Source organism: Altererythrobacter sp. KTW20L (assembly GCF_023501975.1).
Lineage (GTDB): Bacteria > Pseudomonadota > Alphaproteobacteria > Sphingomonadales > Sphingomonadaceae > Alteraurantiacibacter.
In genome coordinates, this window is record NZ_JAMFLH010000008.1 from 53,152 (window position 1) to 80,052 (window position 26,901).

28 protein-coding genes and 1 tRNA gene are annotated in these 26,901 nt (G+C 63.8%); 15 read left to right on the forward strand and 14 right to left on the reverse strand.

What is annotated here, in order from left to right:
- Window positions 1-83: 83 nt before the first annotated feature.
- Entirely contained in the window at window positions 84-1,982 is a 1,899-nt protein-coding gene (locus M3P36_RS09470; protein WP_249703010.1) for a potassium transporter Kup, read from the forward strand.
- Window positions 1,983-2,048: 66 nt separating this feature from the next.
- Here the strand turns inward: M3P36_RS09470 and M3P36_RS09475 are convergent, their stop codons facing one another.
- The 6 genes from M3P36_RS09475 to M3P36_RS09500 form a co-directional block, all read right to left on the reverse strand.
- Window positions 2,049-2,633 (reverse strand): urate hydroxylase PuuD, encoded by a 585-nt coding sequence (locus M3P36_RS09475; protein ID WP_249703011.1) that lies wholly within the window; start codon window positions 2,631-2,633, stop codon window positions 2,049-2,051.
- 84 nt (window positions 2,634-2,717) lie between these two features.
- The gene (gene ispZ, locus M3P36_RS09480; protein WP_249703012.1) at window positions 2,718-3,374 is read right to left on the reverse strand and encodes a septation protein IspZ; all 657 of its coding nucleotides are present in this window, start codon (window positions 3,372-3,374) and stop codon (window positions 2,718-2,720) included.
- Window positions 3,374-4,297, reverse strand: coding sequence for a signal recognition particle-docking protein FtsY (ftsY, locus tag M3P36_RS09485; protein WP_249703013.1), 924 nt, complete (start codon window positions 4,295-4,297; stop codon window positions 3,374-3,376). The genes ispZ and ftsY overlap by 1 nt, the downstream gene beginning before the upstream one ends.
- The gene (locus tag M3P36_RS09490) at window positions 4,294-5,466 is read right to left on the reverse strand and encodes a MiaB/RimO family radical SAM methylthiotransferase (RefSeq protein WP_249703014.1); all 1,173 of its coding nucleotides are present in this window, start codon (window positions 5,464-5,466) and stop codon (window positions 4,294-4,296) included. The genes ftsY and M3P36_RS09490 overlap by 4 nt, the downstream gene beginning before the upstream one ends.
- A complete protein-coding gene (gene dapF / locus M3P36_RS09495; RefSeq protein WP_249703015.1) occupies window positions 5,463-6,287 on the reverse strand; it encodes a diaminopimelate epimerase in 825 nt (274 codons plus the stop codon). The genes M3P36_RS09490 and dapF overlap by 4 nt, the downstream gene beginning before the upstream one ends.
- Before the next feature lie 72 nt (window positions 6,288-6,359).
- Window positions 6,360-8,036, reverse strand: a complete 1,677-nt coding sequence (locus M3P36_RS09500) for a putative bifunctional diguanylate cyclase/phosphodiesterase (protein WP_249703016.1) — start codon at window positions 8,034-8,036, stop codon at window positions 6,360-6,362.
- A 109-nt stretch (window positions 8,037-8,145) separates the two neighbouring features.
- Between M3P36_RS09500 and M3P36_RS09505 the strand changes: the two genes are divergently transcribed.
- Both M3P36_RS09505 and M3P36_RS09510 read left to right on the forward strand, forming a co-directional pair.
- Window positions 8,146-8,556, forward strand: coding sequence for an EVE domain-containing protein (locus M3P36_RS09505; RefSeq protein WP_249703017.1), 411 nt, complete (start codon window positions 8,146-8,148; stop codon window positions 8,554-8,556).
- Between the two features lie 89 nt (window positions 8,557-8,645).
- The gene (locus tag M3P36_RS09510; RefSeq protein ID WP_249703018.1) at window positions 8,646-8,816 is read left to right on the forward strand and encodes a CsbD family protein; all 171 of its coding nucleotides are present in this window, start codon (window positions 8,646-8,648) and stop codon (window positions 8,814-8,816) included.
- 63 nt (window positions 8,817-8,879) lie between these two features.
- Here the strand turns inward: M3P36_RS09510 and M3P36_RS09515 are convergent, their stop codons facing one another.
- Window positions 8,880-10,532: a thiamine pyrophosphate-binding protein gene (locus M3P36_RS09515; RefSeq protein WP_249703019.1), complete on the reverse strand. Its 1,653-nt coding sequence runs from the start codon at window positions 10,530-10,532 to the stop codon at window positions 8,880-8,882.
- A gap of 126 nt (window positions 10,533-10,658) precedes the next feature.
- On the opposite strand from M3P36_RS09515, the gene M3P36_RS09520 reads away from it, so the two are divergent.
- Complete coding sequence (locus tag M3P36_RS09520) at window positions 10,659-10,859, forward strand: hypothetical protein (RefSeq protein ID WP_249703020.1); 201 nt, start codon at window positions 10,659-10,661, stop codon at window positions 10,857-10,859.
- On the opposite strand, the gene M3P36_RS09525 is transcribed toward M3P36_RS09520, so the two are convergent.
- Window positions 10,849-12,174, reverse strand: a complete 1,326-nt coding sequence (locus tag M3P36_RS09525) for an MFS transporter (RefSeq protein ID WP_249703021.1) — start codon at window positions 12,172-12,174, stop codon at window positions 10,849-10,851. The genes M3P36_RS09520 and M3P36_RS09525 overlap by 11 nt on opposite strands.
- Before the next feature lie 119 nt (window positions 12,175-12,293).
- Here M3P36_RS09525 and pgsA point away from each other — a divergent pair, with 119 nt between their 5' ends.
- On the forward strand, window positions 12,294-12,887 hold the full coding sequence (pgsA, locus tag M3P36_RS09530) for a CDP-diacylglycerol--glycerol-3-phosphate 3-phosphatidyltransferase (RefSeq protein WP_249703022.1): 594 nt from the start codon (window positions 12,294-12,296) through the stop codon (window positions 12,885-12,887).
- 53 nt (window positions 12,888-12,940) lie between these two features.
- On the opposite strand, the gene M3P36_RS09535 is transcribed toward pgsA, so the two are convergent.
- From M3P36_RS09535 to M3P36_RS09545, 3 genes are all read right to left on the reverse strand, one after another.
- On the reverse strand, window positions 12,941-13,534 hold the full coding sequence (locus M3P36_RS09535) for a DUF2306 domain-containing protein (RefSeq protein ID WP_249703128.1): 594 nt from the start codon (window positions 13,532-13,534) through the stop codon (window positions 12,941-12,943).
- A 67-nt stretch (window positions 13,535-13,601) separates the two neighbouring features.
- Window positions 13,602-14,048 carry a MipA/OmpV family protein gene (locus tag M3P36_RS09540; RefSeq protein WP_249703129.1) on the reverse strand — a complete coding sequence of 149 codons (447 nt, stop codon included), beginning with the start codon at window positions 14,046-14,048 and terminating at the stop codon, window positions 13,602-13,604.
- Window positions 13,948-14,406: a hypothetical protein gene (locus tag M3P36_RS09545; protein ID WP_249703138.1), complete on the reverse strand. Its 459-nt coding sequence runs from the start codon at window positions 14,404-14,406 to the stop codon at window positions 13,948-13,950. The genes M3P36_RS09540 and M3P36_RS09545 overlap by 101 nt, the downstream gene beginning before the upstream one ends.
- Before the next feature lie 264 nt (window positions 14,407-14,670).
- Here M3P36_RS09545 and M3P36_RS09550 point away from each other — a divergent pair, with 264 nt between their 5' ends.
- Complete coding sequence (locus tag M3P36_RS09550) at window positions 14,671-15,471, forward strand: LytTR family DNA-binding domain-containing protein (protein WP_249703023.1); 801 nt, start codon at window positions 14,671-14,673, stop codon at window positions 15,469-15,471.
- On the opposite strand, the gene M3P36_RS09555 is transcribed toward M3P36_RS09550, so the two are convergent.
- Entirely contained in the window at window positions 15,468-16,364 is an 897-nt protein-coding gene (locus tag M3P36_RS09555) for a hydrogen peroxide-inducible genes activator (protein WP_249703024.1), read from the reverse strand. The genes M3P36_RS09550 and M3P36_RS09555 overlap by 4 nt on opposite strands.
- Window positions 16,361-17,659: a ribonuclease D gene (rnd, locus tag M3P36_RS09560; protein WP_249703025.1), complete on the reverse strand. Its 1,299-nt coding sequence runs from the start codon at window positions 17,657-17,659 to the stop codon at window positions 16,361-16,363. The genes M3P36_RS09555 and rnd overlap by 4 nt, the downstream gene beginning before the upstream one ends.
- A 272-nt stretch (window positions 17,660-17,931) precedes the next feature.
- Between rnd and aspS the strand changes: the two genes are divergently transcribed.
- The 8 genes from aspS (at window position 17,932) to M3P36_RS09600 (ending at window position 24,311) form a co-directional block, all read left to right on the forward strand.
- On the forward strand, window positions 17,932-19,734 hold the full coding sequence (gene aspS / locus M3P36_RS09565) for an aspartate--tRNA ligase (RefSeq protein WP_249703130.1): 1,803 nt from the start codon (window positions 17,932-17,934) through the stop codon (window positions 19,732-19,734).
- Window positions 19,735-19,830: 96 nt separating this feature from the next.
- A complete protein-coding gene (locus M3P36_RS09570) occupies window positions 19,831-20,067 on the forward strand; it encodes an acyl carrier protein (protein WP_249703026.1) in 237 nt (78 codons plus the stop codon).
- 117 nt (window positions 20,068-20,184) lie between these two features.
- On the forward strand, window positions 20,185-21,444 hold the full coding sequence (gene fabF, locus M3P36_RS09575; protein WP_249703027.1) for a beta-ketoacyl-ACP synthase II: 1,260 nt from the start codon (window positions 20,185-20,187) through the stop codon (window positions 21,442-21,444).
- 2 nt (window positions 21,445-21,446) lie between these two features.
- Entirely contained in the window at window positions 21,447-22,418 is a 972-nt protein-coding gene (gene mltG / locus M3P36_RS09580; protein WP_249703131.1) for an endolytic transglycosylase MltG, read from the forward strand.
- The gene (locus M3P36_RS09585; RefSeq protein ID WP_349630564.1) at window positions 22,415-22,933 is read left to right on the forward strand and encodes a 2'-5' RNA ligase family protein; all 519 of its coding nucleotides are present in this window, start codon (window positions 22,415-22,417) and stop codon (window positions 22,931-22,933) included. The genes mltG and M3P36_RS09585 overlap by 4 nt, the downstream gene beginning before the upstream one ends.
- Window positions 22,934-22,964: 31 nt before the next feature.
- The gene (locus M3P36_RS09590; RefSeq protein WP_249703028.1) at window positions 22,965-23,750 is read left to right on the forward strand and encodes a Crp/Fnr family transcriptional regulator; all 786 of its coding nucleotides are present in this window, start codon (window positions 22,965-22,967) and stop codon (window positions 23,748-23,750) included.
- Between the two features lie 66 nt (window positions 23,751-23,816).
- Window positions 23,817-23,893, forward strand: a tRNA-Met gene (locus tag M3P36_RS09595).
- A gap of 241 nt (window positions 23,894-24,134) precedes the next feature.
- Window positions 24,135-24,311 carry a hypothetical protein gene (locus tag M3P36_RS09600; RefSeq protein WP_249703029.1) on the forward strand — a complete coding sequence of 59 codons (177 nt, stop codon included), beginning with the start codon at window positions 24,135-24,137 and terminating at the stop codon, window positions 24,309-24,311.
- 113 nt (window positions 24,312-24,424) lie between these two features.
- Here the strand turns inward: M3P36_RS09600 and M3P36_RS09605 are convergent, their stop codons facing one another.
- Window positions 24,425-24,976 carry a hypothetical protein gene (locus M3P36_RS09605; RefSeq protein ID WP_249703030.1) on the reverse strand — a complete coding sequence of 184 codons (552 nt, stop codon included), beginning with the start codon at window positions 24,974-24,976 and terminating at the stop codon, window positions 24,425-24,427.
- Window positions 24,977-24,979: 3 nt separating this feature from the next.
- On the opposite strand from M3P36_RS09605, the gene M3P36_RS09610 reads away from it, so the two are divergent.
- Complete coding sequence (locus tag M3P36_RS09610) at window positions 24,980-26,899, forward strand: terminase large subunit domain-containing protein (protein ID WP_249703031.1); 1,920 nt, start codon at window positions 24,980-24,982, stop codon at window positions 26,897-26,899.
- The last annotated feature ends 2 nt before the right edge of the window (window positions 26,900-26,901 follow it).

A 26,901-nucleotide genomic window follows, 5' to 3' on the forward strand; every position in this document is an offset into this window, starting at 1 on the left:
CTAAGGCGGCAGGCGCTGCTAGAGGCCGCGCTTTCCCGCGCCAATGACGGGTCTGATGGCGGGAACAAGGGGCGTAAATCCCGATGAGTACACCGACAAGCGGCAGCAAGTCCCATACCGCCCAGGCCAAGCTGGCGGCAGGCGCCATCGGCGTGGTCTTCGGTGATATCGGCACCAGCCCGCTCTATGCCTTCCGCGAGACATTTCGCGGCGCGCACCACTTGCCGATCGACGATCTCCACATCCTCGGCGTGGTCAGCCTGATCTTCTGGTCAATGACGCTGGTGGTTTCGATCCAGTATGTCTCGATCCTGATGCAGGCAGACAACAAGGGGCAGGGCGGCAGCCTGGCGCTGGTGGCACTGCTGTCGCGCCACATCGGCAGTTCACCGCACGGATGGCTCGTGGTGCTGCTCGGCGTTTTTGCCACGGCGCTGTTCTATGGCGACAGCATGATCACGCCCGCCATCTCGGTGCTATCGGCGGTGGAAGGCCTGACCGTGGTGGACGAGGGGCTATCGCCCTATGTCATCCCCATTGCGCTAGGCCTGCTGGTGGGCCTGTTCGTGATCCAGAAGCGCGGCACGGCCAAGGTCGGCGCGCTGTTTGCGCCGGTGATGATGGTCTACTTCTGCGTCATCGCCACCCTGGGCCTGATCCATATCTTCGATGCGCCGGAGATCTTCCGCGCGCTCAACCCGTGGTACGCGATCAACTTCTTCATCACCGACAAGTGGCTCGCCTTCCTCGCGCTCGGCTCGGTGGTGCTGGCGGTAACCGGTTCCGAGGCGCTCTATTCCGACATGGGCCACTTTGGCCGCGGGCCGATGCGCTTTTCGTGGTTCGGCTTTGTCATGCCCTGCCTGCTGCTCAACTATTTCGGCCAGGGCGCGATGATCCTGGGCATGGAAAGCGTTGCGGCGGAAGAGGCGATCCGCAACCCGTTCTTCTTCCTCGCACCGGAATACCTGCGTCTGCCACTGGTGTTCCTGGCAACGGCGGCCACCTTCATCGCCAGCCAGGCGGTAATTTCGGGCGCTTTTTCCATCACCCACCAGGCGATCCAGCTCGGCTTTATCCCGCGCCTGTCGATCCGCCACACCAGCGATGCGCACTCGGGCCAGATCTACATCCCGTTCATCAACTGGGCGCTGCTGGTGGCAGTGATCGTGCTGGTGCTGACCTTCCAGAACTCGTCCAACCTGGCTGCCGCCTATGGCATCGCGGTGACCGGTGCGGTGACGCTCGATACCCTGCTGATGGCGGTATTGCTGCTGGGCGTGTGGAAGTGGAAGGCCTGGATCGCCATTCCGGTGGTGCTGCTGTTCCTGATCGTGGACGGCGCCTATTTCGCCGCCAACCTCACCAAGGTGCCGCAAGGCGGCTGGTTCCCGCTGCTGATCGGCGCCATCGCCTTCACCTTGCTGACCACCTGGGCCAAGGGCCGCAAGCTGATGCGCGAGCGGATGACCGAGATCGGCCTGCCGCTCGATATCTTCGCCAAGTCCGCCCACAGCTCGGCCAAGCGGGTAGCGGGCACGGCGATCTTCATGAATTCCGGCTCCACCGGCACGCCTTCTGCGCTGTTGCACAATATCAAGCACAACAAGGTGCTGCATGAACGGGTGGTGGTCCTGACGGTCCAGATCGCCGAGGTGCCCTTTGTCGAGGAAGCCCAGCGAATCGAAACGGCGGACCTGGGCGAAGGCTTCTACCGCGTGATCCTGCACTATGGCTTCATGGAAGAGACCGACGTGCCCAAGGCCCTCAAGCAGGTGGAAATCTGCGGCGGCAAGTTCGACATCATGCACACCAGCTTCTTCCTTAGCCGCCAGACGCTGCTGACGGCGGACAAGCCGGGCATGGCGATCTGGCGCGAGAAGCTGTTCAGCTGGATGATGCGCAACGCGGCCACCCCGATGGAATTCTTCCGCCTGCCCACCAACCGCGTGGTCGAACTGGGCAGCCAGGTGGAGATTTGAGGCGGCCATGAAAAAGGGGGCGCCCCGGATCAACCGGAGCGCCCCCTTTTTCTGGCGTCCAGCAAGTCAGCCCAGGTTGGCGCTGACCATCGCGTAGAGCATCGGCAGACTCAGCAGCACATTGGTGCGGCTGGCGATCAGGGCGCGGGTGGCGGCCTTAGCCTTATGCTCAGGCGAGGCTTCGACGAGGCCAAGGACCTTCTTCTGCGCGGGCCAGATCACGAACCATACGTTGAAGGCCATGATCAGCGCCAGCCACATGCCGATGCCGATCAGCAGCACGCCGCCGGTCCCCGACAGGCTGAGTGCGGCGCCGAGATACATGCCATGGCCGGCGACAATGATGCCGGTCACCACGGTCAGCAGTGCGGCGTAGCGGAAGAAAAACAGCACCTTGGGGGCAATGTGCCCGGTGATGGCGCCTTTCTGGTCTGCCGGGATGGCAGGCATGGTCGGCACCTGCACGAAGTTCAGGTAATAGAGCAGGCCGATCCACAGGATGCCGAAGAACACGTGCAGCCAGCGGAACACGTCATCGGTGATGGCTTTCGCGCCTTCGCCGGTCCAGCCGGTGAAAGATGCGATCAGCACGATCGCTGCCACCAGCCCCACGGCCAGAACGGCGTGCAGGTTGCCAAAGAATTTCGTCATGGTTGATCCCCCCTGATTGTTGTTCTGTCAGGGGGCACTTGTAAGGCCAAGCAAGCCGTGGCGGCAAGTGGCCTGTTCGTGTGCCTATTCGTGAGGGGGATTCTGCACCACCTTGTCCTCCTCGCCCAGCTTGAGGCCGTGCTTCAGAAGCATGGGAATCTGGGTGAAGGTGAACAGGAAAGACAGCGGCATGAACAGCCACAGCTTTGCTGCCAGCCAGGCTTCAAAGCTCATCGCATAGATCAGCACCACGTTGAGCACGGCCAGCGCCAGGAAGAACACGCCCCAGTTGAACGACAGCTTCAGCCAGCCGGTCTCGCTCAGACCCTCGAAGGCGGCTTCAAGCAGGTATTTGAGCAGCGGCTTGCGTTTCATCCAGCCGCCCAGCAGCAGCACGCCGAAGCCGACATAGATGATTGTAGGCTTCCACTGGATGAAGCGCTGGTCCTGGAAGTAGATCGTCAGCGCGCCGAAGCCCACGATCAGCACGGTGGACAGCCACAACATGGGTGAAACCTTGCCCAGCCGCAGTTTGGATACCGCCAGCGCGATCAGCGCCGCCACGATGAAAGCGCCGGTCCCGCGGATTACGGCGAAAATCTCGCCCGCCGCGTCGTCGCCATCGGGCGAGTAGTATTTGTACACCAGGAAGAACACCAGCAGCGGGCCATAATCGACCGCCACGTTGATCCAGCCCGATGCGGGCTTGGCGGGCGTGGCAGCTTGGGGGGTCTCACTCATCAGGCAACTCCGGCAATTACGCGCGCCACCAGGTCGGGATCGAACGGGCGCAGGTCGTCGATCTTCTCGCCTACGCCGATGGCATGGATCGGCAGGCCATATTGTTCTGCCGCCGCAACCAGCACGCCGCCGCGCGCCGTGCCGTCCAGCTTGGTCATGATGAGGCCGGTCACGCCCGCCACTTCCTTGAACACATCGATTTGCGACAGGGCATTCTGCCCGTTGGTGGCATCCAGCACCAGCACCACGTCATGCGGCGCCTCGGGATTGAGGCGGCCAAGGACGCGGCGGATCTTGGCCAGCTCGTCCATCAGCTCGCGCTTGTTCTGCAACCGGCCGGCGGTATCGACCACCAGCGCATCGATGCCGGTGTCGGTGGCAAGCTTTACAGCATCGAACACGACGCTGGCCGGATCGCCGCCTTCGGGCCCGGTCACGATGGGCACGCCGATGCGATCCGCCCAGACTTTCAACTGGCCGATGGCGGCGGCGCGGAAAGTGTCGCCGGCGGCCAGCATCACGCCATAATCGTCTTCCTGGAACAGGTGGGCCAGCTTGGCGATGGTGGTGGTCTTGCCGCTGCCATTGACGCCGATTACCAGGATCACCTGCGGTCGTGGGAAAGCGGTGATCTGCAAGGGCCTGGCGACGGGGCGCAGGATTTCGGCAATCTCGTCGGCTACGGCTTCCTTCAGCTCGCGCTCGGTAATGGCCAGGCCAAAGCGCTTTTCCGCCAGCTTGGTGCGGATGCGGCGCGCGGCGGCGGGGCCGAGGTCGGACACGATCAGCGCGTCTTCCACCTCATCCAGCGTGGTATCATCCAGCTTGGCCGTGCCGACGACAGCCGTCAGGTTCTCGCCCAGCCGCTCGGATGTCTTGCGGAAACCGCCAAACAGGCGCTCGGTCCAGCTCTTGTCGCTCATTGCAGCAGTCCCTGGCTGGCGGTGGTTGGCGTGACAGTCACGATGTCTCCTCTGCGGCTGCCGGCGGGCAGGGCGATACGGGCGAACTGCGGGGCATAGCCGTGGCCGTCGCCTTCGGTAAGCACTTCCAGCGGTTTGCCGACGAGTGATTGCAGCCAGTTGTCGCGGATGGCGACGGCATCGGCGCGCAGATCGGCGGCGCGGGCCTTGATGGTGGCCTTGTCCACCTGCGGCATCCGCGCGGCGGGCGTGCCGGGGCGGGGCGAATAGGGGAACACGTGGAGATGCACGATCTCCAGCTCCGCGATGATCGACCGGTTGGCCGCGTGATGTTCGGCGCTCTCGGTTGGGAACCCGGCGATCAGGTCGGCTCCCACCGCCACATCCGGGCGCAAGGCCTTGAGGCGCTGGACCAGCTCCACCGCCTGGCTGCGCGAATGGCGTCGCTTCATGCGCTTGAGGACCAGGTCGTGCCCGTGCTGCATGGAAAGGTGCAGGTGCGGCATCACGCGCGGTTCGTGGGCGAGGAGGTCGAACAGCAGCGGGTCGATCTCCACGCCATCGACCGATGATAGCCGCAGTCGGAGCAATCGCGGAAAGGCATCGAGAACGGTGTGCACAAGCTGGCCGAGGCGCGGGGCATCAGGCAGGTCGTGGCCCCACGATGTCACATCCACCCCGGTCAGCACCACTTCTGCCGCGCCGTGTTCGAGGTGACGTTCCACTTCGCGCAGCACCTGCGCCACGCTGAGCGAACGGCTTGGCCCGCGCCCTTGCGGAATGACGCAGAAGGTGCAGGCATGGTCGCACCCGTTCTGCACGGCGATAAAGGCGCGGGTGTGGGTGACTGAGGGGGCAGCGGGCCTTTCCGCCACGTTCCACGCCCGGGCATCCAGCTTGGTGGCATTGGCCACCAGCCCGTCCACTTCGGGCATTTGCGACAGGCTTGCGCGCTCCACCTCGGCAGCGCAGCCGGTGACCAGCAGGCGCGCATCGGGCCGCTCGCGGCGGGCGCGGCGGATCGCTTGGCGGGTCTGGCGGACGGCTTCGGCGGTGACAGCGCAGCTGTTGACCACCACCACATCCTCGCCCGCCAGCATGGAGCGAATATGCACGCTTTCGGCCAGGTTCAGGCGGCAGCCGAGGGAAATCACCTGCACGTCGTTCATGAAAAGGCGGACCAGTCGAATGTGCCGCGAAAGCTTTCGGTGGCCGGGCCGGTCATGGTCACGCGGCCATCCTCGGCCCAGTCTATGGCGAGGTCGCCGCCCGCCAGTCGCACGGTGACCGCCCGATCAACCAGCCCGCGGCGCATGGCGGCAACAGCCGTGGCGCAGGCGCCTGTCCCGCAGGCCCGCGTCTCGCCCACGCCGCGTTCCCACACCCGCAGGCGGATGGTGCTGCGATCGACCACGGTTGCCACATTGACGTTGATGCGGGCCGGAAACAGCTGATCATGCTCGATTTCCGGTCCCAGCTTGGCGAGCGGAACCGCAGCGCAATCGGCCACGAAGAACACGACGTGGGGATTCCCCACATTGACCGCAGCGGGATGTTCTAGCCCGTCCCAGCCGACCGGCAGGGCGAGGGTATCCATCGCATAGGCGAGCGGAATTGCGTCCCATTCAAAGCGCGGCACGCCCATGTCCACTGCAATGCCGTTTTCATCGGCGCGGGTCTGGAGTAGGCCGCCCGCCGTGGCGATCCGCGCCGCCCCGCCAGCCAGCAGGCCGACGGCACGCGTGGCATTGCCACAGGCTTCGACCTCGCCGCCATCCTGGTTGTAGATGCGCATGGTGAAATCGGCATCGGGACGTTCGGGGGGGGGCGGCTCCAGCACGATGAGCTGGTCGCAACCGATGCCCGTGTTGCGGTCGGCCAGGGCGGCCGCCACGCGCGGCGTGATCGCGCCGGGCAGCGGCCGCAGCCGCGCGTCGAGCACGACGAAATCGTTGCCCAGGCCATGCATCTTGATGAAATCGACGCGCATGGCGAGCCAGTTAGGGCGCGGCGCGCACTTGCGCAATGGGCGCGCAGGTGTCGGGCAGGCGAGGTTGAGGCGTCAGCCCGCCTTGATGCGGTCCTCAGGGATGACCTCGGGCACGCCTTCGAGCACTGGCGCGGGCCGGGCATGGCGGCTCGGAAGCAGGTCGAGCGCCGCGAGGCGGTGGCGGGTCGCATCGGCATCTTCAGGCATGCCGTAGAAATAGCCCTGGCCCTTCATACCGCCCATCGTGCGCAGGGTGCTCAGCACTTCGGAAGTCTCGATGCCCTCGGCCGTGACCGGCAATGCCAGCCCGCGGCCCAGCGAGATAATTGCTTCCACGAGGTCGGAATTGGCCCCTTCGCGGGTCATTTCGGCCACGAAGCTGCGGTCGATCTTGAGCCGGTCGAACGGCAGCGAGCGTAGCTGGCTGAGGCTGGAATAACCGGTGCCGAAATCGTCGAGGCAGACCTTGATGCCCTGGTTCTTCAGGCTGGAAACGATCGTGCGGACCGCGCCGATATTCTCGTGCAGGCAGCTTTCGGTGATCTCGATTTCCAGCCGACTAGGCGGAAAGCCGCTTTCGACCAGGATGTGCAGGAGCTTCTGGGCGAACCACGCATCGCGCAACTGCAGCGGCGAGATATTGACCGAAAGCGTGAGGTCCGGATCCCAGTCGCGTGCATCGACCAGCGCCTGGCGGATCAGGCATTCCGACAGGTCGGCTATCAGGTCGATCTCTTCGGCAATGGGGATGAACACTTCGGGGCTGACAAGGCCGTAACGCGGGGATTTCCACCGCGCGAGCATTTCGAAGCCGGTCAATTGGCCCGTAGCAAGGTCGATTTGCTGTTCGTAAAACGGCACGAACTCGCCTGCCGGAATTCCGCGCCGGATAGCGGATTCAAGATCGTTGCGCAGGCGCAGTTCATCTTCCAGCATGGGCTCGAACCAGAAGTAGCCGTTCCGGCCATTCTTCTTGGCGTGGTACATGGCGATGTCGGCCCGGTGGATCAGGATCGCGGCGTCGATATCCGGGGCGGTCAGCGGATCCTGTTCAGTGCTGACAAGACCGGCGGAAATCGTTGGCTGGACCATGACTCGGCCATCGTCGATCGGCGCGCCGACCTGTTCGATCATGCGTGCCGCGAACTGTTCGATGCCCTCGCGCCCGTTGGACTCGTGCCCGAAGGCGCAGACGAATTCATCGCCGCCCATGCGCGCCAGCACGCTCCCGGCGGGCATCTGTTCGCGCAAGCGCTGTGCCACAGCGGTCAACACACGGTCGCCGGTCTGGTGACCATTGAGGTCGTTGATCTGCTTGAAGTTGTCGAGGTCGATCATGAACACTGCCACGGACCGGCCGGCGGCACGCGCCTGGTCCAGGAGGCCGTTGATGGCCGGCGTCCCGCTGCGGCGGTTGAGGCATTGGGTGAGTGGATCGGTTTCGGCCAGCAGGCGGGCCTTTTCCTCTGCGCGGCGGCGTTCGGCCACTTCCTTGTGCAGCTCCTTGTAGCGTCGCCAGCCGAAGATCAGCAGGGCGATGTTGAGCAGGACTGCGTTGGTCAGCAGCATGTCCGGGCCGGTTCCATTGCCCATCCACGCGCGCAGGATCTGGGGCATCACGGTGCCGCCGGTTGCCACGAAAAGGATGATCGCGGCGACCGCAATTCCCAGGGCCACCACGTCGCGCTCTGCCTTTGCGAGCGGCGGTTTGGTTTCCCCGGCTTTATCTTCCACAGCTTTCGCCAACACGGCTTGCCCCTTCAAGTGACAGGGCCTTATGCAAAAGCATGATCAATATTCGGTTAATTAATGGCTCGAGCCCACTTGGCGGGCGTTTAGGGCAGCGGGAATTTGCAGCATGACACGCTTCTGGCTGATGAAGACCGAGCCGGAGAAATACGGCTGGGCCGATCTTGTGCGCGATGGCGAAACCGTGTGGGACGGGGTGCGCAACCACCGCGCCAGCAACAATATGCGGGCCATGCAGGTGGGCGACCTGGCTTTCCTCTACCATTCGGTCAGCGACAAGCAGATCGTCGGCATCATGGAGGTAAGCGCCACGGGCCTCACCGATCCGACCGATGCCGAGGGCAAGTGGGCAACTGTCAGGGTCAAACCCGTCAGGCCGCTTGAACGCCCGATCACGCTGGCCGAGGTCAAGGCGGACGCGACGCTCGACGGGATTGAGCTGGTGCGCTTGTCGCGCCTATCGGTGGCGGAAATCACTCCGGCTGAATGGGAACACATCCTGGCGCTGGCGGCAGGCTAAGGGCGCCTTTTTTACGGAACCCGGTCGCTGGCAAGGCATTGATATGGAAAGGGGCGGAAAGCACTTCCCCTCAACCAAGGAGATCCCCCATGGGCGAGTTCGTAGACAAGGTAAAAGGCAACACCAACGAAGCCATCGGCAAGGCCAAGCAGAAGTCCGACAACCCCGAGACGCGCGCCGACGGTGCTGCGCAGGAAGCCAAGGGCAAGGGCCAACAGCTCAAGGGTGAAGTCAAAGGCGCACTGGGCGACAATATCTGACCCCGTGCCGATCGATATTTTTGGAAGGGCCGCCATTGTGCGGCCCTTCTTCGTTTTGTGCGATCAGCGATCCCGCAATCCGCTCACTGTAGCTCCGCCAGCGCTCAGTTGCTCGATATCGGTAATGCAATGGAGCACACGAACACCCTTGCGGCCAAGCGCATCGGCAAGGCCTGAAGCAAACTCTGCCGTCGTCGCCACCCGCAGGCCCCAGCCGCCGAACGCGGTCGCCATGGCGGCGAAATCAGGGTTGGCGAGATCGGTGGCCGAGACACGTCCGGGGAACTCGCGCTCCTGGTGCATGCGGATCGTGCCGTAGGCCGAATTGTCGAACACGATCACCAGCATGTCCGCGCCATATTGCACGGCGGTTGCCAGCTCCTGCGCGTTCATCAGGAAGTCGCCATCACCCGCTGCAGCGATGACGCAGCGATCCGGGTACCGTAGCGCGGCAGCTACGGCGGCCGGGATGCCATAGCCCATTGCGCCGCAAGTGGGGGCAAGCTGTCCGGGAAAGCCGTGGTAATGCCAGAACCGGTGCCACCATCCGGCAAAATTGCCCGCTCCGTTGCAGATGATCGCGTCGGCCGGAACCTGTTCGCGCACTGTGGCCATGGCGCGGCCAAGGTCGAGGGCAAAGTCTGCTTCACCAGGTGTTGACCAGGCGAGCCATTCGGCATGGGCCTCGGCCCCGGCGTCGAACGGGATAACCGCGCCATCGTCCCACAGGGCGGCGCTCTCGGCGAATTCGTCGGGGTCGGCGCAGATGGCGAGGTCGGCGCGATAGACGCGGTTGAGTTCTGCCGGATCGGGGTGGACGTGGATCACCTGCTGGCCGGGATGATCGGGCGTTATCAGCGTATAGCCGTCGGTCGTCGCCTCGCCCAGCCGTGCGCCGACGACCAGCAGCAGGTCCGCCGCCTTCACCCGCTCGACCAGCTTCGGCCCAGGTCCGTACCCCAGGTTCCCGGCATAGACCGGGGAATCGGGCGCAATCGCGTCCTGTCGCCGGAAGGCGGTGGCAACGGGCAGGCCGATCCGTTCGGCAAAGGCGGTGAAGTGCAGATGCGCCTTCTCGTGCCAGCCAGCCCCGCCGATAATGGCCAGCGGTGCGGCGGCATCGCCAATAAGCGCCATCATGGCGGCGAGCGCATCTGGGCAGGGCGGCTGCGCGGGTTTGTGGACGAAGGGGCGCACCGTGGCCTCGACGCCTTCTTCGTGCAGCATGTCCTCGGGCAGGGCGAGGACCACGGGGCCAGGACGGCCGGAAATTGCCGTGGCATAGGCGCGGGCGATATACTCGGGGATGCGGTCCGCCCGGTCGATCCGTGCCGCCCATTTGCAGATGGGGCCGAAGAAGGCGGGGAAATCCACTTCCTGGAAGCCTTCACGATCGCGCATCTCGCGGCCCACATCGCCCACGAACAGGATCATCGGCTGCGAATCCTGCATCGCCACGTGCACGCCGATGCTGGCGTTGGTGGCGCCGGGGCCGCGGGTGACGAAGGCCACGCCGGGCCGCCCGGTCATAGTGCCATCGGCACAGGCCATGAAGGTGACACCGCCTTCCTGCCGGCAGGTGACGGTCTGGATCCCGCTCCGGTCCCTCAAGGCATCGAGCACCGGCAGGAAGCTTTCCCCCGGAACGGTGAAGACACGGTCACAGCCCTGCGCGGCAAGGCAATCGACCAGCAGTTCGGCAGCATGGTTACTCATGAAATCAGCCTCTAGTCCTGTGCGGCCCCGGCGGCAATCTCCGCGAAAAGTCGGAACCTGTCCTTAATGTGGACATTAACCCGCATACCCCTCGCAAATGGTTACCATCGGGTTAACATCGCCATCATGAGACGCGCACTTGTCCTGACCGACGAATCGGCCCGCCACCCGTTCCGGGCCATGTTGCCGATGGGCTGGAATGCCTTTGACGAGGTGGAGAACCGCCGGTCATGGCGCGTGCTGTTCGGGCTCGATGCAGGCGACCTTCGGCAGTTCGCCGCCAACTATGTCGCGTGTTTCCTGGCCGTTACCGTCTTTATCGCCTGACCAGATCCGCCGCAGCGAGTTTCTCTGCCGAGTAAAGCAGGTAGCCTAGCCAGGCCGATATCAGGCACATGCCGGCGCTCAGCAGCAGTTGCTCGACGAGCGGCACGCCCGCCGCACTCAAACCCAGCGCCAGCACCGATCCGCCCACCATCGCGCCCGAATTGACGATGTTGTTCGCCGCTACGGTGCGACTGGCCTGCGATGGATCGACCTTGGTGGTGAGGAAGGCATAGAGCGGCACCACGAACATGCCGCCCGCAATGGCGATCAGCAGCAGCGAGAACAGCACCAGCGGGGCAAGCGGCTGGGCAATGAATGTGCCGATATCCATCAGTTCGCTGCCATGCGCCTCGCCTGCCCACAGGTGACAGACGAAATAGAACACCGCCACGAACAGCCCCATGAACACCACCGAAATGGGCGAATAGCGGGCCGAGACCTTGCCTTTCAGTAGCGCATTGATTGCCACCGAACCCAGCGCCACGCCGACCGAGAAGATCACCAGGAACAGGCTGGCGACTTCCTTGCTGGCCATCAGCACGTTCTTTGCCAGCGGGGGAAACTGGATGAACAGCACCGCGCCGATGGTCCAGAAGAAGCTGATTGCAAGGATGGCGTAGAACACCTCGCGGTTGTGCATGGTGTTGCGCACCAGCGCGATGGAGGAGCGGATGATGTGCCAGTCCACCGGCTGGCCTTCGGTAAAGGGCGGGGCGGGGGGAACATGGCGGCTGGTAAGATAGCCGATCACCGCGATGGCGATGACCAGCCCGGCGGCCACCTGGGCTGATACGAAGCCTGCCACGATGGTCCCGCCCATGATGGCGATATAGGTGCCAGCCTCGACCAGGCCGGTACCCGCCAGCACTTCCTCGCGCTTCAGGTGCTGGGGCAGGATGGCGTATTTGATCGGGCCGAAGAAGGTCGAATGGACACCCATGGCAAGCAGCGCCAGCATCATCAGCGGGATCGCCACCAGTTCGGTCAGCATTCCCTGCCAGGCCAGCAGCAATCCGGCGGCCCCCACGGTCATGATGGCAATTTCCGCCGCCTTGACGATGCGGATGATCCGCGCCTTGTCCCGCATGTCGGCCAATTGGCCCGACATGGCCGACAGCAGGAAGAACGGCAGGATGAACACCGCCGAAGCCACGCCGCTGAAAATCGTTTCGGCCGCCGCGGAATTGTACACCGAGTACACCACGAACAGCACCATGGCGTTCTTGTAGAGGTTGTCGTTGAACGCATTGAGCAGCTGGGTGGCAAACAGCGGGGCGAACCGCCGCTGCTTGAGCAGGTGGGTGGAAGTCAGCATGAAACCCGTGCAAAACCCTTTGCCGTTGCGCCAATCGTCGCGTGTAGCCGCATTAGGATGACAAACAAGCAACGCGTGGCCCTTTTTTGCGCGCGCAATGCGAGGTAAGGCCGGTTTCGATGCTCAACCTGCCCAACATCCTCACCCTGTCGCGCATCGCCATGATCCCGCTGCTGGCGGCGCTGTTGTGGTGGCCCGGCTGGACAACGGGATACCTCGCCGCCTTCGTGCTCTACTGCCTGATGGGCATCACCGACTACTTCGACGGCTACCTTGCCCGCACCAGCGGTTCGGTGTCGAAGCTGGGCATTTTCCTCGATCCGATCGCCGACAAGATTATGGTGGTCAGCGTGATCCTGGTGCTGACCGCGATGGGCGTGCTGCGGGGGCCGTTCGTGGGCGACATGCACGTAGTGGCAGGCATGATCATCGTGATGCGCGAGATCGCGGTGTCCGGCCTGCGGGAATTTCTTGGCCCGCTGCAAGTGTCGATCCCGGTCAGCAAGCTGGCCAAGTGGAAGACCACGTTCCAGCTGGTCTCGCTTGGCGCGCTGATCCTGGGGCAGGGAATGCCATGGTGGAACGTGGACGTGGGCGACATGGTCATCAACCTGCCGCACACAGTGGGACTGATCACCCTATGGGCTGCGGCGATCCTGACGGTGATTACCGGGTGGGATTACTTGCGGGTGGGGTTGAAGCACATGGATTGAGGGGAAGATGGCCGCCCCCGCCAACGAGGGCGGCCATTCTCATTGGTCTCTGGTCAGTCTTTCGAAATAGGCTGCCTGGTTCCTCTCCGATGGATTATCCATTCGGCGAGGATCAAGTTCGGCAGCCAACTGGTCCACATGACCAGTCCGTAGAAATCCTCTACCCCGGTCGGGCTGACCACCTCCAGAAACACCATCTGCACCCGCAGGCTTATCGCCGCGCAAGTGAAAGCGAAGCTGCGCAGGATCCATGAGCGGTGCGCTTCGATTCTTCCGGCTCTGGCAGCAAGGGCAGCGAGGCAGGTTGCCGCCAGCCAGCAAGGCACCAGCAGCCCGATGCCGATCCTGCCACCCCAGTCCATGGTCACATGCGGGACCAGGAAGATCGCTCCAAAGCCGCTTGCCAGCACTGCCGCGGCATAGACCTGTCCGATTCGACGGTGGAACCAGGTGGAAGCTGCGAGCGACGGCAGAGAACCCGGCTTGCGCATGACGATATTGGCACACCCGCTGGCCAGTGCCACGACACCGCCGACAAGGTGCAGGAATAGCCAGCCAGCGAGGTGATTGCCGACGCCCCGCTCTGCGAGGAATTCGGCGGCCAGTTGAGGCATGGCCAGCATTCGCGAAACCAGCAGGATTGTCATCACGGCCCCGGCCACCAGCGCGGCGACAACAACCCTGCGTCCCCAACCGCAGTCTGGCGGGAGGCGATCAGAAGGCATATCCGATACCGATCAGGGCCTGAGCCTCGAACTCGTCTTCCAAACCCGGGTTCTCGCGGATCGACCGGCCAAGATAGGCGCCCGACATGTTGCCGATAAGCAGCAGGCGGTCAGTCAGTATGACCGTTGCAGTGATATCCCCGCCCAGGTTGGTGGCCGCGCGGCTGATAGTATAGGGCGCGATTGGCAGTCCTGCCTTGATGAACTTTTCGCTTTGGCGGTTGCTCACGCCATAGATGTGGTTGGCGGTCTGTCGATCGATGAAATTGGCGTGCAGGGCGGGGGTTACAGTAAGTGCGCCGAGGTTGAAATCGACGCTGTAACGCAGGGTAATGTCACTGCCGTTGAACGTGTCGGTCACGTCGTGGCGATAATCCGCACTGAGCGTGCCGACCGGCGTTTCCAGAGCCAGGCGAAGGCCGGCATCGGCGGTGATTTTTTTCTCGCGTGGTTCCCGCGACCGTTCGTGCAGCGATGAAGGGTTGCAGGGAGATGCTGACGGGGCCGTCGCCGGCAAGGCTCAGGTCCAGACCGGACTCCAGCCCATCCACATAGAACGGCCCTTGCCGGACCACGATGATGGGGATCGGCAGGACATTGCTTTCCTCGCCGCGGAACGGCGAACGGTAATAGAGAGCTCCGGCACCCAGCAGGACGAAATCTTCGGACTGCTGGTCTTCGACCACAAATTCCCGCTCGTCGGCAGCCTTGGCCGATACGGAAAGCAGCAGCGGAGCGAGCAAGGCCGGGGCCAGAAGGTATTGCAGGCGGCGGGTTAGAATGGCGATAGTCATTTGGTGAGATCCCTGATCCGATGGAGAATGGCCTGGCTTGGATGCCGGGCCGTTGCCGGTTGCGGACCCGACGCGGGACTGCCAAGTGCACCTTCGCGAACCTGTCCGGATTCTTCGTGAAACCTGGCGGAAGACAATTTCGTGCTGCGTGAAATTGCAGGGGGTGCTGGCACCAGGCGGGTTTGACGCGAGCAACGAAGCGGATAAACGCAGCGCATGGATCGCCTTTCCGGACACAGCAGCGACCGATTCACGATCAGCTGGATGCACAATAATCCGGCCGCTATCGGCTTGCGCATCGCGATGTTCTTTCCGGCAGCGCTGGTCCTGGCGATAATCCAGCCGTTTGAAACCGACGCTCTGCCGTTTGTCGTCCGCCTGGTTTACTGGGCAACGCTCACCACCGTGCTGGCTGCCCTGGGCGGCTTTGCCGTCAGTGCAGTCTGCAAGTCCGCAAGCCACATCCTTGTTTCTGCATGGCAGCGATGGCTGGCCTCATCGGTGATCATCGCTCTGCCGATGATGGTTCCCGTCAAGTTGATTGATCTGGCCCTGGCCGTCTGGGTTGCCCCGCTTGCCGGCGTAACTGTGCCCGCTCTGCCGACCGGGTCCGCCCTGCTGGACGAGATCGGCTGGCTCTACATTGCCGTCCTGACGATCACAGCCCTGTTGCTGGCGCTGCCGGCCCTTGCTGTGGGTGACCAGGGCGCAGGGCAGCAGCCTATGGATCGCACAGTCGGTGACGATAGGCACCTACCAGGCGCGCGCTTTTTCGAGCGACTGCCGCCGTCGCTCGGGCGCGAACTGGTCTGGGTGCGGAGTGAGGACCATTACCTGCGCGTGCAGACCCGGCTGGGGCAGGAACTACTGCTGCTGAGAATGGCCGACGCGATGGCCGAGTTGGAAGGATATCCCGGATGCCGGGTCCACCGGTCCTGGTGGATTGCGCGGGACCAGATTGCGCCGGTCACGCGAACTGGACGGCGCATGTCAGCCATTTTGCAGGATGGGCAAGCCGTGCCGGTATCGGCCAGCTATCGTGCCGCCCTGGAGCAAATGTCCTAACCCGCCTTCAACTCCTGCGCCAGCAACCTGAACTCTTCCGCGCGCGGTGAATTGGGTCGCCAGATCAGGGCGATTTCGCGGCTGACGTGGCGGCCTTTCAGCGGCCTTGCCACCACGTTGGTGTCTTTCAGAATCCCCGCATCGATGGCCATCTGCGGCAGCATCGTCAGGCCAAGGCCATTGTCCACCATCTGCACCAGCGTGTGCAGCGAGGTGCCGATCATCGTGGCGCTGGCGCGCATTTCGGGGCGGTTGCAGGCGGCAAGTGCGTGTTCCTTCAGGCAGTGCCCGTCTTCCAGCAGCATCAGGCGGCCTTCGTCGATCATGGAGGCCGGTATCTCGTCGGGCGGATCGCGCGGGTCGTTCTTGGGGAAAGCGACGAACAGGCGGTCCTCGGCGATGCTTTCCTTTTCCACCTCGCCGGTGGCGAAGGGCAAGGCCAGCAGCACGCAATCGGCACGGCCGTGGTGGAGCGATTCGACCGCGTGGTCGCTGGTTTCCTCGCGCAGGAACAGTTTGAGCTGCGGGCGCTCGCGGCGCAGGCGCGGCAGGATGCGGGGGAGCAGGAACGGCGCGATGGTGGGGATCACGCTCATCCGCAATTCGCCCGACAGCGGCTTTCCGGCGGCCTGCACCAGGTCGCTCAGTTCCTCGGCCTCGCGCAGCAGGCGGTGGGCCTTTTCGACCACCTGGTTGCCCAGCGGAGTGAACCGCACCACGCGACGGCTGCGCTCAACCAGCACCACGCCCAACAGCGATTCCAGCTCGCGGATACCGGCGGAAAGGGTGCTCTGCGAAACGAAGCTCGCTTCAGCCGCGCGCCCGAAATGCCCATGCTCATGCAGCGCGACGAGATATTGCAGCTGCTTGATGGTGGGCAGGTAGGTGCTCATTCGGCGGCGTCCGCCTTGTCCGGGGTCTCGCCTTCATCGTCGAACACCGGCGTGAAATCGTCGTCGTCGTCATCGAACAGGGCGTCATCCACCAGGGCTTCGGCGTGGACGCTGGCGCTGCCGTTGGCAACATCGTCGATGTGGGTCATCTTCAGCCGCCCGCGCTCCACCGCGAAGGCCAGCTTGCCTTCGACCAGTTCCAGCGCATCCTTGCCGAACACGCCATAGCGCCAGCCTTCCAGCATCGGCAGGTCGCGCAGGCCGGCGGCGAGGCCTTCCAGTTCTTCGGAACGGGCGAGCAGGCGTGCCGCCACGTCGATTTCGCGGCTGCGTATCTTGAGCAGCAGCTTGAGGAGGTCCGCCACCAGCGCGCCTTCCTTGCCCAGCGGCGCACCGCGCTTGGGCTTGTCGGGCATCTCGTCCTCGCTCAGCGGTTCGGCAGCGGCCAAGACACGCATCAGGCGCTTGCCGATGTCATTGTCCTTCCACGCCTGGCTAAGCCCGCGCACCTTGGCGAGATCGGCCTGCGACTTGGGCGGGTGGCTGGCCACATCGGACAGGGTTTCATCGCGGATGATCCGGCCGCGGGGGATGTCCTTGGCCTGGGCCTCGCTCTCGCGCCAGGCGGCCAGGGCTTTCATCCGCCCGAGCACGGCCGGATTGCGGCCGGGAGCGCGCAGGCGGTGCCAGGCCTCGTCATGCTCGTTGGCGTAGTTTTCGGGGTCCGCCAGCTTGTCCATCTCGGCATCGAGCCAGGCGCCGCGCCCGGTCTTGATCAGCTTCTTCAGGATGCGCGGGAAGATCTTGGCGAGGTAGGTGACATCACCGATCGCATATTCGATCTGCCGTTCGGTCAGCGGGCGGCGGCTCCAGTCGGTAAAGCGCGCGCCCTTGTCGATCGTCTTGCCCAGCCAGCTTTCCACCAGGTTGGCATAGCCGATCTGTTCCGACTGGCTGATCGCCATCATCGCCACCTGGGTGTCGAAGATGGGGTGCGGGGTCTTGCCGGTGAGGTTGTAGATGATTTCCACATCCTGCCCGCCCGCATGGAAGACTTTCAGCACGTCCTCGTTCTCGCACATCAGGTCGAGCAGGGGCTGCAAGTCGAGGCCGGAGGCCAGCGGATCGATTGCTGCGGCCTCTTCCTCGTTACCCACCTGGATCAGGCAGAGCAGCGGGTAGTAGGTGTTTTCGCGCATGAATTCGGTGTCGACACACACGAAATCGCTTTTCGCCAGTCGCTCGCACAGGTCGGTGAGTTCGGCGGTCTTGGTAATCAGGGGATGGATGATCATCGGGTACTTTTCGTTGGCTGTGGACGGTTCACCGCCCGGCGGCCGCAATTGGCCAAGGTGCGCGGCTGTTAGCGCGGGAATGGCTCTGCGCCAATCACCTGCGCCACGGCAATGCCCGATTGTTTGCGCAGTGTGGCACCGGCGCGTCGTCTGCGCGCCAACAAGGGGGTGACGCAAGCGAGATGAACCGCTAGAGCGCGCGGCCATGAACGGGGGTGGTGACGCCTTCCGCCCAGACCATTCCTGCATAGAAAAAGCCAAGCCAGATGACCATGCACGCCTATCGCACCCACACCTGCGCCGCCCTTGGGGCCGATGCCGTCGGGCAGACCGTCCGCCTGTCGGGCTGGATCCACCGCAAGCGCGACCACGGCGGCGTGCTGTTCGTGGACCTGCGCGATCATTACGGCATCACCCAGATTGTGGCCGACAGCGACAGCCCCGCGCTGCCGGTGTTCGAAGGCCTGCGGGTGGAAAGCGTCGTCACCATCGATGGAGAGGTGAAGGCGCGGGCCGAGGGTACGGTCAATCCCAACCTTCCGACGGGCGCAATCGAGGTCTTTGCACGCGGCGTGAAGGTGCTGAGCCGGGCCGAGGAACTGCCGCTGCCGGTGGCGGGCGAGCAGGAATATCCCGAAGATACGCGCCTGCGCTATCGCTTCATCGACCTGCGCCGCGAAACGCTGCACGCCAACATCGTCAAGCGCACAAAGATCATTTCCGACATGCGCCGCCGGATGGAAGGGGCAGGCTTCACCGAATATTCGACCCCGATCCTAACCGCCAGCAGCCCCGAAGGCGCGCGCGATTTCCTGGTGCCCAGCCGCATCCATCCGGGCAAGTTCTACGCCCTCCCGCAGGCGCCGCAGCAGTACAAGCAGCTGCTGATGGTGGCGGGTTTCGACCGCTACTTCCAGATTGCCCCCTGCTTCCGCGACGAAGACCCGCGCGCCGACCGGCTTCCCGGCGAATTCTACCAGCTCGACCTGGAAATGAGCTTCGTGACGCAGGAAGAAGTGTGGGACACGATGGAGCCGGTCATGGCCGGCGTGTTCGAAAGCTTCTCCGACGGCAAGAAGGTAACTCCCGCGGGCCAGTTCCCGCGCATTCCCTATGCCAAGTCGATGTTGGATTACGGCTCCGACAAGCCCGACCTGCGCAACCCGCTAATTATCCGTGATGTGACCGAGGAGTTCCGCCAATCGGGCTTCGGGCTGTTCGAGAAGATCGTTGGCGGCGGCGGCGTGGTTCGCCTGATCCCGGCCCCCAACACTGCGGAGAAGAGCCGCAAGTTCTTCGACGACACCAATGAGTGGGCACGCAAGGAAGGTTATGCGGGCCTCGGCTATGCCACCCGCAAGGCTGGCGTGTTCGGCGGCCCGATCGCCAAGAACCACGGCGAGGACAAGATGGCCGCGCTGTTCGATGCGCTGGGCCTTGGGCCGGATGATGGCGCGTTCTTTGCTGCTGGCAAGGAAGCCGATGCCGCCAAGCTGGCCGGTGCCGCGCGCACCCGCGTGGGCGAGGAGCTGGGCCTGATCGACCAAGACGCCTTTGCCCTTTGCTGGATCGTCGATTTCCCGTTCTACGAATGGGACGAGGACAACAAGAAGGTGGAATTCAGCCACAACCCGTTCTCGATGCCGCAGGGCGGGATGGAGGCGCTGCAGAACCAGGATCCGCTGACCATCAAGGCCTATCAGTATGACCTCGTGTGCAACGGCTATGAAATCGCCTCGGGCTCGATCCGGAACGAGAATCCCGAGACCATGGTCAAGGCCTTCGAGATCACCGGGCTGACCAAGGCCGACGTGGAGGAACGCTTCGGCGGGCTCTATCGCGCGTTCCAGTACGGCGCACCGCCGCACGGCGGGATGGCGGCAGGCGTGGACCGGGTGGTCATGCTGCTGTGCGGCGCACAGAACCTGCGCGAGATCACCCTGTTCCCGATGAACCAGAAGGCCGAAGACCTGCTGATGGGCGCGCCCTCGCTGGCCGAACCCCGGCAGTTGCGCGAACTTCACGTCCGGGTGATCGAGCAGCCGAAACCGGCACCGACAAAAACTGAGGATTGAGGCGGTCCTGACCTGCCTCTGCCACTTGCCAGCAACCCCGCACCTCATTAGGGCGGACATCATATCCAACCTGCGAGCGTTTCGAGAGGGAACATAATGAGCGATACTGCCGACCGCGTGAAGAAGATCGTCGTCGAGCATCTGGGCGTCGAAGAAGACAAGGTCACGCCCGATGCCAGCTTCATCGACGATCTGGGCGCTGACAGCCTCGACATCGTCGAGCTGGTGATGGCTTTCGAAGAGGAATTCGGTGTCGAAATCCCCGACGATGCGGCCGAGAAGATCAACACCGTCGGTGATGCGATCAAGTACATCGACGAGAACGCGGGCTAAGCGCCTGCACCCGTTCGCACGCGGTATCGCGTAACGTCGCGCATCGCCCGCGGACGGGGAAGGAAGGCTCAGCCATGAATGGCTGGGCCTTTCCTGCTTTTGGAAGAGAGAGTACATATGCGGCGAGTGGTCGTTACCGGACTTGGCCTTGTCACCCCGCTGGGCGGCAACGTGGAAACCACCTGGGCGAACCTGCTGGCAGGTAAGAGCGGCATCGGCACGATTACCCGCTTCGATGCCAGCAACCAGAAATGCCAGATTGCCGGCGAAGTGAAACCGGCGGACCATGAATACGGCTTCGATCCGGACATTCGTGTTGATCACAAGATCCAGCGGCAGGTCGATCCGTTCATCGTGTTCGGTATCGATGCGGCGGGCCAGGCGCTGGAAGACGCCGGCCTCACCGACATGGACGAGGAAACCCGCTGGCGTGCGGGTTGCTCGATCGGGTCGGGCATCGGAGGGCTGCCGGGGATCGAGCTGGAATCGGTCAACCTGCATGAACGCGGGCCGGGCCGGGTGTCGCCGCACTTCGTCCACGGCCGCCTGATCAACCTGATCAGCGGACAGGTGTCGATCAAGTATGGCCTGATGGGTCCGAACCACGCAGTCGTCACCGCCTGCTCCACCGGCGCGCACTCGATCGGCGATGCCGCGCGGATGATCCGCGACGACGACGCCGACATCATGCTGGCGGGCGGGGCGGAAGCCACCATCTGCCCCATCGGCATTGCCGGTTTCGCCCAGGCACGCGCGCTCAACTGCAGCTTCAACGACCGTCCGACAGAGGCCAGTCGTCCTTACGACAAGGACCGCGACGGCTTCGTGATGGGCGAGGGCGCTGGCGTTGTCGTGCTGGAGGAATACGAGCACGCCAAGGCGCGCGGCGCGAAGATATATGCCGAAGTGGTGGGCTATGGCCTGTCGGGCGATGCCTATCACGTTACGGCCCCGCATCCGGATGGCAAGGGTGCGGAAATGGCCATGCGCATGGCGCTGAAGAAGGCCGGACTGGCAGCAGGCGACATCGACTATGTCAACGCCCACGGCACCAGCACCATGGCCGACACGATCGAGCTCGCCTCGGTTAAGCGCGTGCTGGGCGATGATCTTTCCGGAGCTTCGATGAGCAGCACCAAGAGCGCCATCGGCCACTTGCTGGGCGGCGCAGGCGCGGTGGAATCGATCTTCTGCATCCTGTCGATCCGTGACCAGATCGTGCCGCCGACGCTGAACCTGCAAACGCCCGACGAAGGCACCGAAGGCGTGGACCTGGTGCCGCTGGTGGCCAAGAAACGCGAAGTGCGCGCCGCGCTCAACAACAGCTTCGGCTTTGGCGGCACCAATGCCAGCCTAGTGGTCAAGAAGGTAGATTGACCATGCGCCGGGCGGGTTGCGCCCTTGTCGGCATTGTCGTGGCGATTGGCCTGCTGGCTGCGGCGTGGCTGGCGTTCGGTTGGTTCTCGTCTGGCCCGGTGGAGGAGGAGACTGCCTTCATCGTGCCGTCGGGCTCCACATTGACGTCTGCTGCCCGCAAGCTGGAGGAAGAAGGCCTGATCGGCTCGGCCGATGCGTTTCTGCTGCGGGCCAAGGTGTTCGGCGGGTCCGAACCGATCCAGGCGGGCGAATTCCTGCTGCCCGAAGGCGCGTCGCCCAGCCAGATCCTGGCGATCTTCCAGAGCGGCCAGGTGTTGCGCCGCTTTGTAACCATTCCCGAAGGCATGCCCAGCGCCCTGGTATACGATCGCCTGATGGCCGAAGAGCTGCTGACCGGCGAGATCGAAATACCGGAAGAAGGCTCGATCCTGCCCGATACCTATGATTTCGAACGGGGCGAGAGCCGCGCCGCCGTGCTCGCCCGGATGCAGGAGGCGATGACCCGCACGATTGAGGAGCTGTGGCCCAAGAAGGGGCCGCGCAGTGTAGTGAATACGCCCGCGGAAGCCGTGATCCTCGCATCTATCGTAGAGAAGGAAACCGGCGTGGCAAGCGAGCGCGGCATGGTGGCGGGGCTCTATTCCAACCGCCTGCGCATCGGCATGCGATTGCAGGCAGATCCGACGATCATCTATCCGATCACACAAGGCCGCCCGCTTGGCCGCCGCATTCGCCGGTCGGAAATCGACGCGGTGAACGACTACAACACTTATTCAATGTCCGGCTTGCCGCGCGGCCCGATCACCAATCCGGGACGTGATTCGATTGCCGCCGTGCTCAATCCGGATGAAACCGACGCGCTGTATATGGTGGCAGACGGCAGTGGCGGCCACGCCTTCGGTCGCACGCTGGCCGAACACGAGGCAAACGTCGAGAAGTGGTACGCGCTGCGCCGCGAGCGCGGGGAAATGTGATCCAGGCATCTGCGCCGCTGATCCTCACGGCGGAATTACCGCTCGACCTCTTCAGCTGGGCCACCCAGCTGAGAACCGAGCATTTCCCACCCGAACGCAATTACTTGAAAGCCCACGTCACGCTGTTCCACGCCCTGCCGCATTTCGTGGATGGCGAGCTGCGCGAGCTGCTTGGCCGCATCACTGCCAGCACCCCGCCGGTTCCCGCCCGGCTGGAAGGTGTGATGGGGCTAGGCAGCGGCACCGCGCTCCGGTTGACCAGCCCCGCCATGCTGGGCCTGCGCGGGGAAATTGCCGAGCACTTCACCGGCATACTGACCGGACAGGACAGCCATCCCCCACGCCTCCACATCACGGTACAGAACAAGGTCACACCGGCGGCTGCCAAGGCCTTGCAGGCACGACTTGGCCTGATCGTGGAGCCGCGGGAGTTCGCATTCACCGGCCTTGCTCTCCATCGCTATCTCAGCGGGCCGTGGGAAGGGCTTGGCAAATGGCCCTTCCGCGGGCGATAGTGGCGGGCAGGGTCAGTTGGGGAATGCGGGCATGACGGGGGAGGCGATCATCACACCATTTCTGGCTGCTGCTGCTGCTTCGGCGGCGGACCAATTCATCCGATCGCCCAGCTTTGTCGAGCAGTTGATCGACGAGCTCTCTTCTCCGGGAATGTGGATTCTCAGCGCAATGGGCGTTTTGCTGGCGGCGTCGGCCTTGTGCGGGCCGGGCAAGGCGCGCTTCATCTTTGGGGCACTGGGCTGGGGATTACCGCTGGTTCTCTCTTTGGCGGCCGGGGTCATGCCCGCCAGCTTCGCATTCTGGATGACAATTCTGCTTACAATCAATCTGGTCCAGTTGCTCCGAACGACCATGAGGACACGACGTGGCCTTATGAGCGGCGAAGAGTACGCCCTGATCGCCGAGGTGCTCTCCATCGAGGAGCCCGCCAAGCAGCGCCGCCTGCGCGATGTCCTCACCTGGCGTGATGCGGAAACGGGCGAAATCCTGATCCGCCAGGGAGAGGTAGCACCTTCGCTGATCTATATCGCCACCGGCAAGATGGACATTGAGCACGACGGCCTGCCGGTCGGCACCTGCGGACCGGATGACTTCATTGGCGAGATGAGTCTGGTCTCGGGCGATGGGGCTTCGGCTACGGTCAAAGTATCCATGCCGGCACGGATCGCAGTGTTTGATCGCGAGGGGTTGCAGCGGCTGGTCCAGGCCATGCCCGAGCTCTCCCGCGCGCTGGATCGCACCTTGAATCGCGGGTTGTCGGCCAAGATCCAGCGAATGAACAAGGCAACACGAGAAAGTTGGAACTTTCGCGGTTGACCGCCGCCGGACCCCGCCCTAAATGCCGCGCCTTGCCGGGCGCCGATTGGCCCTTGTGCACTGTGTGGCGGAGTAGCTCAGCCGGTTAGAGCAGCGGAATCATAATCCGCGTGTCGGGGGTTCGAGTCCCTCCTCCGCTACCACCGATACAGTACCCTTTCGTGAGCGGGCGGGCTTTCCTTGGCCTAGATCCATGATCGCGGCGAGGCGGCCTTCTACGTCTATGTCCATGCCGCGCGCTTCGGAGCGGGGGGTGAGGATCACGCGGTCAACCAGGCTGCGCATTGCAGCGCTGGCCTTGCGGGCGTCTTCTGTGTCGCCATCCGCCCGGATCGTTCCTGTCAGGTCGGCGATTGCCCTGCGGTAGGCTTCTGCGATGCCAGGATGCATGGCGATTACCTTGCCGCTCTCGGCCTCCTCCAACTGTTCCGCGATGGCAGTGCGTTCGGTTCGGCACTGGCGGAGCCGGTCAACCAGTTCGGGCACGTCGGCCGCGCCATCGGCGATCGCGTTGACCAGCCTCTGGATCTGTCCATCGAGCTGGGCCGCGCGCTGATTTAGGTGTTTATCGGCTTTCTTGGCAGCTTGAGCCAGGTCGCGCATCGCGACCTGATATTCGCGAATGACCAGGGCAATCCTCTCGGGACGGAGAAGCTCGCCCTCGATGCCTGCCATCACGCGCCGTTCCAGACCCGGATTGTCCATCGTCCGGCGGTTGGTGCAGGTTCCTTCCCGGCGCGCGTTGGCACATCCTCGCGCCCGCTTTCGATCAGGCCGACCGGCAGGTTGGAGAATTTGACCATCTCGCGGGCGATGCCGACGGCGGTGGCCTTGTTGGGATCGATGCCTTCGTGTTCGGCCCGACCCAGCAGGTGCCAGCAGAACTCGATCAGGGTGGACTTGCCGGATCCCGGCAGGCCGGTGATTTCGAGGAAACCGAGCGAGCCATCGCGCTTGCGGATCTGCACCGCGAAGAGCGACATGCAGAAGAAGGCGAGAACCACCAGGCCCTTGGGGCCGTAGGCGGTCCACAGATCGTCCAGCCAGTCGGTGACCACTCGATCGGGATCATAGGTGATGTCGAGCGGGCGTTCGGGGCTGGCCAGCTTGGCGAACTTGCGCCCGAATTCGTAGTAATCCTCGCGATTGGGTTCGATCAGGTCCAGATCGGGCCGCTCGATGTTGCCCACCAAGCCAGTGGCCAGATTGCCCGTGCGGGGGTGCATGGCATGGCCATGCACTGCGCCGCGCCACCCGAACCCGACGAGAGTCAGCTGGCCGAGTTCCAGCTGCGCCGGATGGCGCGCAGCTTTTACTGGAAAGGCTGGCAGCTGCGGCAGATCGCGCAGGAGCTGGATCTCAATTACAACACCGTGGCCAGCTGGAAACGGCGCGAAAAATGGGATGCCGCCGCCCCGGTGGACATGATCGAGGACCGGCTTGAGGCGAAAATCGCCACCCTGCTGGACAAGGAGCCGTTTACTGAAGGCGACATGAAGCGGGTCGATTTCCTGACCCGCCAGATGGAGCGCACCGCGCGGATCCGCAAATATTCGAACAGCGGCAAGGAGGGCGACCTCAACCCGAAAATCGGCAAGCGCAACGATGATCAGGCCAAGGCCAAGCGGGCGGAGAAGCGCAAGAACTTCCTCACCATCGACCAGTGGCAGGCGCTGCTGGATGATTTCGAGAAGTGGCGGTTCGAATACCAGGATCTGTGGTGGGAGCAGCGCAACCAGCGCACCCGCAAGCTGCGCAAGGCCCGCCAGATCGGGGCGACGGTCTATTTCGCCCGCGAGGCCATGGCCAAGATCGCCGAGGCGGCGATTGCCGGATCAACCGACGAGGAGGAGCGGCCCCGCAACCAGATTTTCCTTTCCGCCAGCCAGCGGCAGGCGCTGAAGTTCCGGCGCGAGATCGCGGGCTGGGTCAAGCGCGTTACCGGGGTGGAGCTGAAGGGCAACCCGGTGATGATCGACTTCACCGGCCTGCATCCGGACCCCGATGGTGATGAGGGCGAGCAGCTGGTCAGCCTGGACCAGGTGGGCCTCTATTTCCTTTCCACCAATTCCGCCACGGCGCAGGGCGAGAGCGGCGATTTCTACTTTGACGAATATGCCTGGGTGCACGGCTTTGCCGAGCTGAAGCGGGTGGCCAGCGCCATGGCGACCCAGAAGATCTACAAGCGCACCTACTTTTCCACCCCCAGCACGAAGACCCATGACAGCCACGGCTTCTGGAGCGGCGAGGAGTGGAATAAGGGCCGCGCCAAGGATGGGCAGCGCGAATTCGACATCAGCCATCGCAACCTGCGCGACGGGGCGATCATGCCCGATGGCAGCTGGCAGCAGACCGTCACCGTCCACGATGCGGTTGCCCGCGGGCTGTCGAAGCTGGTCGATGTGGAGGAGCTGCGCACCGAGTATTCGGAGGAGGAATTCCGCAACCTCTTCGAATGCGAGGACGTGGACGATTCCGAGAGCAGCTTCCCCTGGGCGCGCCTCGCGCCCGCCCGGGTGGAGAGCTTCTACAAGTGGCGCGATTTCAGGCCTGCCCAGATCGACATCCTCGGTGGCCGGCCGTTCGGCGACAAGCCGGTGTGGCTGGGTTACGATCCGAACAAGCAGGGCCGCGACGATGCCGCCCTGGCGGTGATCGCGCCACCCGATCAGCCCGGCAAGGGCAAGTTCCGCGTGCTGGAGAAGTTCCGCCTCAACGGCCTCGACTATCAGGGGCAGGCGGACAAGATCGAGGAAGTGGCCAAGCGCTACAACGTGACCGATATCGCGATTGACACCACCGGCCACGGCGGCGCGGTGTGGGAGCTGGTGCGCAAGTGGTTCCCCGGCGCGCGCAAGATCGAGTACTCGGTGGCGACCAAGACGGCGCTGGTGATCAAGGGCCAGAACATCTTCCGTGCCCAGCGGATCGAGTTTGACGCCGGTTGGTCCGACGTGATGCAGGCCTTCATGGCGATCCGCCCGGCACTGACCGGCAGCCAGAAGGGCGTGACCTATGTGGCGCGGCGCGGCGGGCAGATCGGCCACGCCGACATCGCCTGGGCGATCCTACACGCCCTTTCAAACGAACCAATGGACGCCGGGACTGCCCACCAGGGCGGCGGCGGCCGCGTAGTTTTCTCCGATTGATG